This is a genomic window from Microvirga sp. HS2 (assembly GCF_055792805.1).
On sequence record NZ_JBVVAJ010000045.1, the window covers coordinates 22,072 to 33,188 of the forward strand.

The following is an 11,117-nucleotide window of genomic DNA, read 5'->3' on the forward strand; positions in this document are numbered from 1 at the left end:
TGAGCTTGATTGGAGCAAAAGCCTTAAGCAGCCTTCGCCTTGGGCTGCACCTCGGCGGTGTAGTCGTCCATCAGCGTCTTGGTGATGGTGCCCGGCGTGAAGGTGTAGGGACCGACCTCGGCCACGGGGGTCACTTCCGCCGCGCTTCCGGTGATGAAGCACTCTTGGAAGCCCGCCATCTCCTCCGGCATGATCCGGCGTTCGGCCACTTCGAGGCCGCGGCGCTTGGCGAGCTCGATCACCGTCTGGCGCGTGATGCCGTCGAGGAAGCAATCGGCGATGGGGGTGTGGACCACGCCGTCCTTGACGAAGAACACGTTGGCGCCGGTGCACTCGGCGACGCGGCCCTGCCAGTCGAGCATGAGCGCATCGGCATAGCCCTTCCGCTCGGCCTTATGCTTCGAGATGGTGCAGATCATGTAGAGACCGGCCGCCTTCGCCGTGGAGGGAGCCGTCGCCGGGTCGGGACGGCGGTATTCCGCCATGTCGATGCGGATGCCCTTCATCTTCTGGGCCGGATCGAAATAGCTCGGCCATTCCCAGGCGGCGATGGCGAGATGGATTTTGTTGTGCTGAGCGGCCACGCCCATCATCTCCGAACCGCGCCAGGCGACGGGACGCAGATAGGCGTCCGTCATGCCGTTCTTCTCCAGCACGAGGCGCTTGGCCGCGTCGATTTCGGCGACGGTATAGGGGATCTCGAAATCGAGAATCTGGGCGGAACGCTTCAGGCGCTCGGCATGCTGGATCGACTTGAAGATCTCGCCCCCGTAGGCCCGCTCTCCCTCGAATACGCTCGATCCGTAATGGAGGCCGTGCGAGAGCACGTGGAGCTGGGCATCCTTCCAGGGTACGAGCTGCCCGTCGTACCAGATCCATCCATCACGTTGATCGAAGGGGGTCGCGGACATCGTTTTCTCCTTAACTGCCGACCTTTGTGGCAAACCGGGGCCGTGAAATTTCCGGTCGCTCTCGTGACGTTTCGGTTTCATTCATTTCACGAAAGCGACTTGACGAGTAACAATCGTCCTGAGATATGTCAACAAGGCTGACATAAAATTGGATAGGGACGGTGCCAGACGCGATTCCGGCTTTCAAGAGACAGGTACCCCAGCAAAGCCCCGATACGGACATTCTGGCCGAAACGCCGGCCTATGACCTGATCGAGCTGCTTTTCTTCGCCTATCGTGACTTCGTCAGCGATCCCGACCGCATTCTCGACGAATACGGCTTCGGCCGGGCGCACCACCGGGTCCTGCACTTCGTCAGCCGCCAGCCCGGCCTGACGATCGCCGAGCTTCTGGATATCCTGAGAATCACGAAGCAGAGCCTGAACCGTGTCCTGAAGGAACTGATCGAGAAGGATTTCATCGAAAGCCGGATGGGCGTCGCGGACCGGCGCCAGAGGCTGCTCCACGCCACGCCGCAGGGCCATGACCTGGCCCTCAAGCTCGCCAAGCTCCAGACGCGCCGGATCATGCGGGCGCTGGCGGACGGGGATCCCGGGGGCAAGGAGGCCGTCAGCCAGTATCTCCTGTGTCTCATCGATTCGGACGATCGCGAGCATGTGAAGCGCCTCGTATTCGGGCCGGAGAAAACCTGATAAAGCAGGGGCCCCGGAACAACGCCCTGGAGCCCATGGAAGCGAACCGCATCGATATTCCCGACCATGCCCCCCACGTCCTGGTGGTGGACGACGACCGGCGTCTTCGAGACCTCCTGACCCGGTTTCTCTCCGAGAACGGCTATCGCGTGACGGCGGCGGCCAGCGCGGCGGAAGCGCGGTCCAAGACCGAAAACTTCCTGTTCGACGCCCTCGTCCTCGACGTCATGATGCCGGGCGAAACCGGCTTCGATTATGCCCGGAGCATCCGGCAGACGTCCCAGGTGCCGATCCTGATGCTCACCGCCCGGTCCGAGACCTCCGATCGCGTGACGGGCCTCGAGATCGGCGCGGACGATTACCTTTCGAAGCCGTTCGAGCCGCGCGAGCTTCTGCTGCGTCTCGGCAATATTCTCCGGCGTGCCGTTCCCGCGCAGGGCGGCCGTGGCGGTGACGTTCCCGAAATCATCCATTTCGGGCCCTTCTCCTACCGCTTCGACCGCGGCGAGCTGCGCCGCGGCGACGAGATCGTGCGCATCACGGAGCGTGAACGCGAGATCCTGACCATCCTCGGAACGGCGACCGGCGACAACGTCCCCCGCGATGCGCTGGCCGGAAACGGCGCAGCGGCGAACGAGCGCACGGTGGACGTGCAGATCAACCGCCTGCGGCGCAAGATCGAGACCGATCCGGCCAATCCGATTTTCCTGCAGACCGTGCGCGGAATCGGGTATCGTCTCGTGATCGACAGATGAAGATTGGCGCGACCCTTCATTATGCGCCGCTCGACCGGGCGGCGCGCTGGTTCGGCAGATTCCTGCCGAAGGGTCTCTACGCGCGCGCTCTCATCATCATCATCGCACCCGTCATCCTGCTGCAATCCGTTGTCGCTTACGTGTTCATGGAGCGGCATTACGAGCTGGTGACGCGCCGTCTCTCCTCCGCCGTCACGGCGGACATCGCGGCCCTCGTCCAGATCTACGAGAGCTATCCGCAGGACAAGGAGGCGACGACGCTCTCGCGCATCGCATCCGAGAGCCTGCAGCTCGACGTGGACATCCTGCACAACACGGATCTTCCCCCGCCGGGCCCGAAGCCGTTCTTCTCGATTCTGGACGAGACGCTCTCCAACGAACTGCGCCGGCAGATCGACCGGCCCTACTGGCTCGACACGGTGGGGCGCTCCAACTACGTGGAGATTCGCGTCAAGCTCGACCAGAGCACCGTCATGCGCGTTCTCGCGCGGCGCAGTCAGGCTTATGCCTCGAACTCGCACATCTTCCTGGTCTGGATGGGCGGCTCGTCCTTCGTGCTGCTCGGCATCGCGATCCTGTTCCTTCGCAACCAGATCCGCCCGATCCTGAGGCTCGCCGAAGCCGCCGAGGCGCTGGGCAAGGGCCGCGAGATCGAGTTCCGCCCCCGCGGAGCGCGCGAGGTGCGTCAGGCCGGCTACTCCTTCCTCGAGATGAAGCGGCGCATCGAGCGTAATCTCGAGCAACGCACGACCATGCTCAACGGCGTCAGCCACGATCTGCGCACCATCCTCACGCGCTTCAAGCTCTCCCTCGCGCTCATGGAGGAAACGCCGGAGATCGAGGATCTCAAGCGCGACGTGGACGAAATGAGCCGCATGCTCGAAGGCTACCTCGCCTTCGCGCGCGGTGAGAACGGCGATGCCGGAGAGCAGGCCGGCGAGACGGATCTGCGCAACCTTCTCCACGAGGTGCAATTGGATGCCGAGCGCCAGGGCCATGTCACGGAACTCAACATCGTGGGGGATCCGATCATCATCGTCCGCCCCGACGCCTTCCGGCGCCTTCTTTTCAATCTCGTCTCCAACGCCGCGCGGCACGGCGACCGCATCGCCATTTCCGCCGACCACGAAACGCGCTGGCTGACCCTGCATGTGGACGACGACGGGCCGGGCATTCCCGCGGATCTGCGCGAGGAAGTGTTCAAGCCGTTCGTGCGCCTCGACGAAGCGCGCAACCAGGACGAGGGGGGCTCGGGCCTCGGCCTGTCCATCGCGCGCGACATCGCGCGCTCCCATGGCGGCGACATCACCCTGGGTGAGAGCCCGCTCGGCGGCCTGCGCGCGACAGTGCGGCTGCCTGCTTGAGGCTCATTTCCGGATCGGCTCAGCCCGTCATGCCCTGTCCCGTCATCACCGGCCTTGTGCCGGTGATGACGCGAGGGTCTCGTTCCGGACGCCTGCCTCAATACAGCCTTCCGCCGACCGGCACGTCGCGGTCGGGCCGGATCAGCATCACGTCGCCGTTCGCATCCGGCACGCCGAGCGTGAGCACCTCCGACATGAACGGCCCGATCTGGCGCGGCGGGAAATTGACCACCGCGAGCACCAGGGATCCGACGAGGTCTTCGAGCGTGTGGTTCACGGTGATCTGCGCGGACGAGCGCTTGGTACCGATCTCGGGCCCGAAATCGATGGTGAGCTTGAAGGCAGGTTTGCGGGCCTGCGGAAACGGCTCGGCGCCGACGATGCGCCCGACGCGAATGTCCACTTTCAGAAAATCGTCGAACGAAATCGTCGGCGTCAGCGATTGCGCCTGATCCATGGTGCCCCCTTCTTGTCTTCAGATTGCGGACGCGGGATTATCCGCATCGCCTTCACCGGCTTCACGTTTCGCGCGCCGTGTGGACCGGCCCTCTCTCAGCGCGCGCCCGAAGGCGCGAAAAGGCGCGGTCAGGCGGCGCAGATCCTCGGCGCCTTCGAGCACGCGCTCGCCGCGCCGCAATTCGCGGTCGAGGCGCGCCATGGTTTTGGCGAGGGCCGGATCGTCGTCGTTGAGCCAGGTGCGCATCGTATTGGAATAGACGAGCACCGCACCCTGAAGTTTCAGGGTGCCGAGCTGCCCTTCGGTGCCGATGCCGGCAGCGGCCAGCATGAAGCGCATGGAGTTGACGGCCACCTGATGGAGGGCGGCCAGGGAGAGCGGATCGTTTCGGATATCGCGGAAAATCCGCTGGAGCGCCTCCTTGTAGGGCTCCAGGGCATCGAAACGGCGCATGAGCACATCGAAGACGCGCTCGCGCGCCGGTTCCCCGGCGAGGTCATCCGTGGTCTCCTCCAGCACCTTGCGGTCGATCCGGCGGGAGAGGCCGCCGAGCACCGCACCCTTCGAGGGGAACACATCGCGGAACTCGGCCAGCGAAACGCCTGCGGCCTCCGCGATATCGTTGATCTCGATCTCGTTCCAGGCCCGCGTGGCCGCGAGCCCCATCAGGGCGTCGATGATGGCGCTGCGCTTGTCGACCGGGCTTTCCACCGTCATGGCATTCTCCTGAACATCTCATCCGCCTGTTGGATCTAGGCGCGACGGCCCGCCTGTCAGCCCGCGAGCTCCCCGGCACGGCGCTTGGCCGCAGCCACGGCCTCGCGCATGAGCCCTTTCAGACCGTCCGGGTCGCGCATGAGAACCTCGAGCGCCGCCGCCGTCGTGCCGCCCGGCGAGGTCACGTTCTGCCGCAGCGTCGCGGGCGGAAGATCGCTCCGGAACAGAAGCTCGCCCGCGCCGGTGACGGTGGCGCGCGCCAGGCGCTGCGCGAGATCCGCGGGCAGGCCCGCCGCGGCTCCCGCTTCGGCGAGGCACTCCACGAGATGGAACACATAGGCTGGCCCGGACCCGGAAACGGCGGTGACCGCGTCGATGAGATCCTCGGACGCAAGCCATTCGACGATGCCGTTGCTGGACAACAGCGCGTCGGCGGTCTGGCGCTGTCTCTCGGACACCGCCGCATTGGCCGCCGCGCCGGTCGCGCCGCGTCCGATACTCGCCGGCAGGTTCGGCATGGCGCGCACGACTGCAGAGGCGGCGGGTAGGCGGCCCGTCAGGTCGCCGATCGTCTTGCCCGCGAGAATGGAGATGATGAGCGTGTGCGGGCCAAGATAGCCGTTCAGCGCCGGCGCGGCATCCTCCAGCATCTGCGGCTTGATGGCGAGCACGAGAACGTCGGGTGCGGCAGGGTGATCGGCCGGATTGAGCGCGATGCCCTTCTCGGCGCACAGGCGGGCCATGTCTACCGAAGGACGGGGATCGATGACCGTCACGCCGGAGGGATTCATGCCGACGTCGAGCCAGCCCTCCAGCATGGAGCCTCCCATCTTGCCGGCACCGACGAGGATGAGAGAGGACGGCAGGCGCTCGGGATGAAGGGACATGACAAAACTTCCGGCAGATGGATGAAGCGAGGGCCGCTACTATTCACAAGCCGCCCTGCCCTGTCGAGGCCGGTTCTGGGCTGAGATTTAAGCCTCGCCCTCGGTTTCGAACAGAACGCTGTCGAGCGCCTCGCGGGCCGACTTTCCGGCCCAGATCACGAATTGGAACGCCTGGAAATAACGCTCGCAAGCCTCGACGGCCACGCGCAGCATCGTCTCGCACTGGCCCTGCGTCGGATCCGCGCCGCCCGCCAGGAGCAGGGAATGCCGGAACATCACCACGTTTTCCGTGCTCCACAGGTCGAAATGGCCGACCCAGAGCTGCTCGTTGATGAGGGAGATGAGCTGGAGCACGTCCTGACGCCGCCGCTCAGGAACCTTCAGGTCGAAGGCGCAGGCCACGTGAAGCGCCTCCACATCCTCGATCCAGGTGAAGGCGATATCGTAATCGGCCCACCGACCAGCGACCGAGACCGACATTTCGTCAGCTTCCGCCCGATCGAAAATCCAATGTCGCAAGGAAGCCAGCCGCTCGACAACGTCGAGAGGATGTTCCAGGCGATCGATTTCGATGTGATGCTGAGACATGTCGATCCAAAAAACTTGCTTGCCTACGTTATGGTAAACACAATGAGGCAATATTATTTCGTAAATCCGAGCAATATTTGAGAAGTACATCTCGAATACGCATAAGCATCCGAGATTCTTGTCACGTCATGCCCGAATCAGCTCATGAATCACAGTCTTAGATTTTGCGCCTGCTCACAATGCGCCATCGGGGCCTGTCCACAACAGGAGGAATGCCTCTAAGGCAGCCCCCTACCTCGAAAGACAAGGGCTGACTTCACATGTGCGGCATCAGCCCCAATGCCCCGTCGACCGCGCCGGTTGACGGCAAACCGGACCGAGTTCGCCGAAGAATGGCCTAGGAAGCGGAGGCAGCGGCGGCCGCTCCGGACTGGGCGAGCTTGTCTTCCAGCACCTTCAGGCGGGCTTCCAGGCGCTCGTTCTCGGCGCGGGCGGCCAGCACCATCTCGCGCAGAACCTCGACCTCCTCGCGGGTGGCGACGTCCATGTCCTTGATCAGCCGCTCGAATTGGCTGCGGACCACGGTTTCGACCTCGCGCCTGACACCCTGGGCGGCGCCGGCGGCGTCGGTGGCCAGACGGGCGAGTTCGTCGAAGATCCGGTTGGAGGATTGGGTCATGTTCGGAAGTCCACACCTTTTGAGAGGCCTCAAAGCCCGGGAAAGGCAGATGTGGGCGCATTTGCCCGAAACTGCAACAGGGTTGACGATCCGTCCCCACCCGGTCCAATGGCAATGCGTTCACTGAAGGCCCATCATGCCTCTGTCATTTCCCAACATCGACCCCATCGCCTTCTCCATCGGCCCTTTCGCGGTCCGCTGGTATGCGCTCGCCTATGTGGCGGGCCTCCTGGGCGGGTGGTTCTATGCCAAGCGCCTCGCGGCGAAGACGGAACTCTGGACCCCGCTCCGCCAGCCGAAGCCCACCGACATCGACGATCTCATCGTCTGGGTCGCCCTCGGCGTCGTCCTGGGGGGACGCACCGGCTATGTGCTGTTCTATAACCTGAGCGCCTATCTCCAGAACCCGCTCGAAGCGCTTGCCGTCTGGCACGGCGGCATGTCGTTCCATGGCGGCTTCCTCGGCGCGGCGCTGGCCCTCGTCCTGTTCGCCCGCTCGCGCGGACTCAACGCGCTCGCGCTGCTCGACATGGCGTCCGTGGTGACGCCCATCGGCCTGTTCTTCGGGCGCATCGCCAATTTCATCAACGGTGAATTGTGGGGCCGTCCCGCGCCCGATTTCCCCTATGCCGTCGTGTTCCCCCATGCAGGCCCCCTGCCCCGCCACCCGAGCCAGCTCTACGAGGCCTTCGGCGAGGGCCTCGTGCTGTTCGTCATCATGGCGTTCGCCGCGCGCCGGTTCGGTTTCCAGCGGCCAGGCCTTCTCGGCGGCATCTTCGTGCTGGGCTATGCGATCGCCCGTATCGTCTGCGAGTTCTTCCGCGAGCCGGATGCGCAGCTCGGCTTCCTGTTCGGCTCCTCGGTGGAGGGCCTGGGAGGCGGCATCACCATGGGCATGCTGCTCTCCGTGCCGATGGCGATCGTGGGCCTCGTCTTCATCGTCATGGCGCTGCGCGGCTACACGCGTCCGGCCAAAGCCGTCGAGGCCGCATGAGGGCCCTGGGCGAGCATGTGCGCGCGATGATCGCCCTCGAAGGGCCGATCACGGTCGAGCGCTACATGAGCCTCTGCCTGGGTCATTATTATGCGACCCGCGATCCGCTGGGGACGGGCGGCGACTTCACCACGGCGCCCGAGATCAGCCAGATGTTCGGAGAGCTGCTCGGCCTCTGGATGCTGGAAGCCTGGAACGGCATGGGCCGCCCCGATCCCGTGCATCTCGTGGAGCTGGGGCCCGGACGCGGCACATTGATGGCGGATCTCCTGCGCGCGACGAAGCTCCTGCCCGATTTCGGAGCCGCCGCTGAGGTGCATCTCGTGGAGACGAGCCCCGTCCTGCGGCAGCGGCAGCAGGCGGTCCTTGCGCCCTCGGGGCGTGCCATCCAATGGCACGCGCGGCTGGAGGATGTGCCCGAAGGCCCGATGCTGCTCGTCGCGAACGAATTCTTCGACGCGCTTCCCGTGCGCCAGTTCCTCGCTACGGAACGGGGCTGGTGCGAGCGCCTCGTCGGGCTCGAAGGCGACCGCCTCGTCTTCGGCCTGCGCGCCGAAGCCGAGCAGGCGCTCGGCCAGCCTTTGCGGATCGGAGATGTGCTCGAATGGCCCGCCGCGTCCATCGAGATCATGCAGGGCCTTTCCCAAAGGCTCGCCCGCGAGACGGGCGCTGCCCTCGTCATCGATTACGGTTACTGGGGTCCCGCCTTCGGCGACACGCTGCAGGCCTTGAAAAATCACGCCTTCGTCGATCCGCTCGAGGATCCGGGCGAGGCCGATCTGACGACCCATGTGGATTTTCAGCGTCTGTCGCAGACGGCCTTGGCGCAGGGCCTTCGGGTCCACGGGCCCGGCACGCAGCGCGATTTTCTCCTCGCCCTTGGAATCGAAGCCCGCGCCGCCTCTCTCAAGACACGCGCCACACCTGCGCAATCGGCCGATATCGATGCGGCGCTCGCGCGCCTGACGGAGCACGGCGACAGGGGCATGGGAGATCTCTTTAAGGTTTTGGCCGTTACCCATGAGGCTCTCGAAGCCGTTCCCGGGCTGCCGCCCCGCCCCTCCGCTCCTTGACGTTTCAGGCCCCATGTTCATCCAAGCCCCCGCCCTCTCCTCGCTTCCCCGGATCCGCCATGCCTTCTTCACGCGCCAAGGCGGCGTGTCGGAGGGGATCTATGCCTCTCTCAACGGAGGTGTCGGCTCCTCGGACGAGCCCGAGCGGGTGAGGGAAAACCGCCGCCGAATGGCGGAAGCTCTGGCCGTGACCCCGGAGGCGCTGATCAGCGTGCATCAGGTGCACTCGCCCGACGCGGTCCTCGTTGAAGGCCCCTGGAGCTCCGAACGTCCGAAAGCCGACGCCATGGTCACGACGACGCCGGGCCTGGCGCTCGCCATCACCACGGCTGATTGCGGCCCGGTGCTGTTCGCGGATGCGCAGGGGGGCGTGATCGGAGCCGCCCATTCCGGCTGGCGTGGCGCCGTCACGGGCGTCCTCGAATCCACGCTCCAGGCCATGGAGCGCCTGGGGGCGGAGCGCCGTCGGATCGTCGCCGTGCTCGGTCCCACGATCAGCCAGGCGGCCTATGAAGTGGGCCCGGAATTCGTGCAGCGCTTCGCCGAGGAGGCGCCCGGGCACGAGCGCTTCTTCCGGTCCGGCGAGAAGGCGGGCCATGCCATGTTCGATCTTCCCGGCTTCATCGGCGCGCGCCTGCAGGCGGCGGGAATCGGCGCCTTCGTGGATCTGGACTTATGCACCTATTACGACGAGGCGCGGTTCTTCAGCTATCGCCGCACCACCCATCGCAAGGAGCCCGATTACGGCCGCCTGATCTCGGCGATCGCGCTCACTCCCTGATTCCCGCCACGTCCGGCGTTTCCCAGGCAAGGTGCTGGCCGCCGTCGACGGCGATCATCTGCCCCGTGACGCTGCGCGCGTGGGTGAGATAGACCACGGCCTCCGCGATCTCCTCCGGGGTGCCGCCATGTCCGAGAAGCACCGCGCGGGATTGCTTGCCGAAATCCTCATCCCCCTGGCGCTCGTTCGCCAGGGTGGGACCGGGTCCGACCGCGTTCACGCGGATGCGCGGCGCAAGCGCCTGCGCCATGGTCTGCGTCGCGGTAAACAGGGCCGCCTTCGTCAGCGTGTACGAGAAGAATTGCGGCGTGAGCTTCCAGACCCGCTGATCGACGATGTTGACGATGGAGCCCTCGCGATCCGATGGGAGCTGACGCGCGAAGTCCCGCGAGAGAAGAGCCGGCGCCCGCAGGTTCACAGCGAAATGCCGGTCCCAGCGCTCCTGCGAAAGAGTCTCGATCTCGTCCGGTTCGAATTCCGACGCGTTGTTGACGAGCAGCGTCAATGGACGGCCCAGGCGCATGACCGCGTCGTCCACCAGGCGCTCGACGGACGACGCATCGGCGAGGTCGCCCTGCACGACGACGGCGCGTCCGCCCGATGCTCCGATCGTCGCGGCGATCTCTTCCGCCACGTCCGTCGACCGGCGGCAATGGATGGCGACCTCGAATCCCTCCCGCGCGAGACGCTCCACGATGCTCCGGCCGATTCTTTGGGCTCCCCCGGTCACGAGCGCAGTCTTAATCATTCTTTACCTCTTGATACGGTAGCACGTAGCGCGAATTGTGGCCTTTGCCCCGAAAATGACATTTTTTGACAGCGCCGGCGAACTTATAGCCAAGTTGTTCGTTGTGGAGTCCAGCGAGGCCATAAGGGGAAACTCAATTTCAATGCCACATTGCTGCCACAGTGCCTTTCGGGTGTTGTGGTTGTCATGTCACAGCCCTCGTCCGGTTGTCGCTCTATAAACGGATAGTACCCCGTTCGCGCCAGGGGCCCCTGGACCGTGCGGAGTATGACATCGATAAGGAAAGAGAAACCATGAAGAAGATTCTTCTCGCTAGCGTCGCTCTCGTCGGCTTCGCCGGTGCTGCTTCGGCTGCGGACCTGCCCATGCGCGCCGCTCCTCCGGCTCCGATCGTGGCCGCTGCCCCGATCTTCACCTGGACCGGCTTCTACGTCGGTGTGAACGCCGGTGTTGGCTTCAACAACGGCGACGACGATCTCGTGTTCGGCACGGACACCATCTTCGCTGACAGCAATGACGACGCCAGCTTCA

13 protein-coding genes and 1 pseudogene are annotated in these 11,117 nt (G+C 65.0%); 7 read left to right on the top strand and 7 right to left on the bottom strand.

The window, feature by feature from the left end; all coding sequences use genetic code 11:
• Positions 1 to 23: 23 nt before the first annotated feature.
• Positions 24 to 911, bottom strand: a complete 888-nt coding sequence (locus ACS5Q0_RS24545) for a branched-chain amino acid aminotransferase (RefSeq protein WP_473129276.1) — start codon at positions 909 to 911, stop codon at positions 24 to 26.
• A 161-nt stretch (positions 912 to 1,072) separates the two neighbouring features.
• Between ACS5Q0_RS24545 and ACS5Q0_RS24550 the strand changes: the two genes are divergently transcribed.
• From ACS5Q0_RS24550 to ACS5Q0_RS24560, 3 genes are read left to right on the top strand one after another with little or no spacing between them, the layout of a single operon-like run.
• On the top strand, positions 1,073 to 1,603 hold the full coding sequence (locus ACS5Q0_RS24550; RefSeq protein ID WP_473129277.1) for a MarR family winged helix-turn-helix transcriptional regulator: 531 nt from the start codon (positions 1,073 to 1,075) through the stop codon (positions 1,601 to 1,603).
• A gap of 35 nt (positions 1,604 to 1,638) precedes the next feature.
• On the top strand, positions 1,639 to 2,358 hold the full coding sequence (locus ACS5Q0_RS24555) for a response regulator (RefSeq protein ID WP_473129278.1): 720 nt from the start codon (positions 1,639 to 1,641) through the stop codon (positions 2,356 to 2,358).
• Positions 2,355 to 3,722: an ATP-binding protein gene (locus ACS5Q0_RS24560; RefSeq protein ID WP_473129279.1), complete on the top strand. Its 1,368-nt coding sequence runs from the start codon at positions 2,355 to 2,357 to the stop codon at positions 3,720 to 3,722. The genes ACS5Q0_RS24555 and ACS5Q0_RS24560 overlap by 4 nt, the downstream gene beginning before the upstream one ends.
• A 97-nt stretch (positions 3,723 to 3,819) precedes the next feature.
• On the opposite strand, the gene ACS5Q0_RS24565 is transcribed toward ACS5Q0_RS24560, so the two are convergent.
• The 5 genes from ACS5Q0_RS24565 to ACS5Q0_RS24585 all read right to left on the bottom strand — a co-directional run bounded on the left by ACS5Q0_RS24565 (position 3,820) and on the right by ACS5Q0_RS24585 (position 6,990).
• On the bottom strand, positions 3,820 to 4,179 hold the full coding sequence (locus ACS5Q0_RS24565) for a tRNA-binding protein (protein ID WP_473129280.1): 360 nt from the start codon (positions 4,177 to 4,179) through the stop codon (positions 3,820 to 3,822).
• Positions 4,180 to 4,197: 18 nt separating this feature from the next.
• Positions 4,198 to 4,896, bottom strand: coding sequence for a TetR/AcrR family transcriptional regulator (locus tag ACS5Q0_RS24570; RefSeq protein WP_473129281.1), 699 nt, complete (start codon positions 4,894 to 4,896; stop codon positions 4,198 to 4,200).
• A gap of 56 nt (positions 4,897 to 4,952) precedes the next feature.
• Positions 4,953 to 5,783 carry a pyrroline-5-carboxylate reductase gene (gene proC, locus ACS5Q0_RS24575; protein ID WP_473129282.1) on the bottom strand — a complete coding sequence of 277 codons (831 nt, stop codon included), beginning with the start codon at positions 5,781 to 5,783 and terminating at the stop codon, positions 4,953 to 4,955.
• Between the two features lie 87 nt (positions 5,784 to 5,870).
• Entirely contained in the window at positions 5,871 to 6,371 is a 501-nt protein-coding gene (locus ACS5Q0_RS24580) for a type III secretion system chaperone family protein (protein WP_473129283.1), read from the bottom strand.
• Between the two features lie 337 nt (positions 6,372 to 6,708).
• Positions 6,709 to 6,990 carry an accessory factor UbiK family protein gene (locus tag ACS5Q0_RS24585; protein ID WP_473129284.1) on the bottom strand — a complete coding sequence of 94 codons (282 nt, stop codon included), beginning with the start codon at positions 6,988 to 6,990 and terminating at the stop codon, positions 6,709 to 6,711.
• 136 nt (positions 6,991 to 7,126) lie between these two features.
• On the opposite strand from ACS5Q0_RS24585, the gene lgt reads away from it, so the two are divergent.
• The 3 genes from lgt to pgeF are packed head-to-tail and all read left to right on the top strand — an operon-like array spanning position 7,127 to position 9,838.
• Positions 7,127 to 7,984, top strand: coding sequence for a prolipoprotein diacylglyceryl transferase (gene lgt, locus ACS5Q0_RS24590; RefSeq protein ID WP_473129285.1), 858 nt, complete (start codon positions 7,127 to 7,129; stop codon positions 7,982 to 7,984).
• Positions 7,981 to 9,057 (top strand): class I SAM-dependent methyltransferase, encoded by a 1,077-nt coding sequence (locus ACS5Q0_RS24595; protein WP_473129286.1) that lies wholly within the window; start codon positions 7,981 to 7,983, stop codon positions 9,055 to 9,057. The genes lgt and ACS5Q0_RS24595 overlap by 4 nt, the downstream gene beginning before the upstream one ends.
• 13 nt (positions 9,058 to 9,070) lie before the next feature.
• Entirely contained in the window at positions 9,071 to 9,838 is a 768-nt protein-coding gene (gene pgeF, locus ACS5Q0_RS24600) for a peptidoglycan editing factor PgeF (protein ID WP_473129287.1), read from the top strand.
• On the opposite strand, the gene ACS5Q0_RS24605 is transcribed toward pgeF, so the two are convergent.
• Positions 9,828 to 10,586, bottom strand: a complete 759-nt coding sequence (locus ACS5Q0_RS24605; protein WP_473129288.1) for an SDR family oxidoreductase — start codon at positions 10,584 to 10,586, stop codon at positions 9,828 to 9,830. The genes pgeF and ACS5Q0_RS24605 overlap by 11 nt on opposite strands.
• 293 nt (positions 10,587 to 10,879) lie before the next feature.
• On the opposite strand from ACS5Q0_RS24605, the pseudogene ACS5Q0_RS24610 reads away from it, so the two are divergent.
• Positions 10,880 to 11,117: pseudogene (locus tag ACS5Q0_RS24610) on the top strand (outer membrane protein); the annotation flags it as partial.

Excerpts from the sequence above, each read along its gene's own strand:
- ACS5Q0_RS24545 (WP_473129276.1), bottom strand. The coding sequence starts at position 911 with ATGTCCGCGACCCCCTTCGATCAACGTGATGGATGGATCTGGTACGAC.
- ACS5Q0_RS24555 (WP_473129278.1), top strand. The coding sequence starts at position 1,639 with ATGGAAGCGAACCGCATCGATATTCCCGACCATGCCCCCCACGTCCTG.
- ACS5Q0_RS24560 (WP_473129279.1), top strand. The coding sequence starts at position 2,355 with ATGAAGATTGGCGCGACCCTTCATTATGCGCCGCTCGACCGGGCGGCG.
- ACS5Q0_RS24565 (WP_473129280.1), bottom strand. The coding sequence starts at position 4,179 with ATGGATCAGGCGCAATCGCTGACGCCGACGATTTCGTTCGACGATTTT.
- ACS5Q0_RS24570 (WP_473129281.1), bottom strand. The coding sequence starts at position 4,896 with ATGACGGTGGAAAGCCCGGTCGACAAGCGCAGCGCCATCATCGACGCC.
- proC (WP_473129282.1), bottom strand. The coding sequence starts at position 5,783 with ATGTCCCTTCATCCCGAGCGCCTGCCGTCCTCTCTCATCCTCGTCGGT.
- ACS5Q0_RS24580 (WP_473129283.1), bottom strand. The coding sequence starts at position 6,371 with ATGTCTCAGCATCACATCGAAATCGATCGCCTGGAACATCCTCTCGAC.
- ACS5Q0_RS24585 (WP_473129284.1), bottom strand. The coding sequence starts at position 6,990 with ATGACCCAATCCTCCAACCGGATCTTCGACGAACTCGCCCGTCTGGCC.
- lgt (WP_473129285.1), top strand. The coding sequence starts at position 7,127 with ATGCCTCTGTCATTTCCCAACATCGACCCCATCGCCTTCTCCATCGGC.
- ACS5Q0_RS24595 (WP_473129286.1), top strand. The coding sequence starts at position 7,981 with ATGAGGGCCCTGGGCGAGCATGTGCGCGCGATGATCGCCCTCGAAGGG.
- pgeF (WP_473129287.1), top strand. The coding sequence starts at position 9,071 with ATGTTCATCCAAGCCCCCGCCCTCTCCTCGCTTCCCCGGATCCGCCAT.
- ACS5Q0_RS24605 (WP_473129288.1), bottom strand. The coding sequence starts at position 10,586 with ATGATTAAGACTGCGCTCGTGACCGGGGGAGCCCAAAGAATCGGCCGG.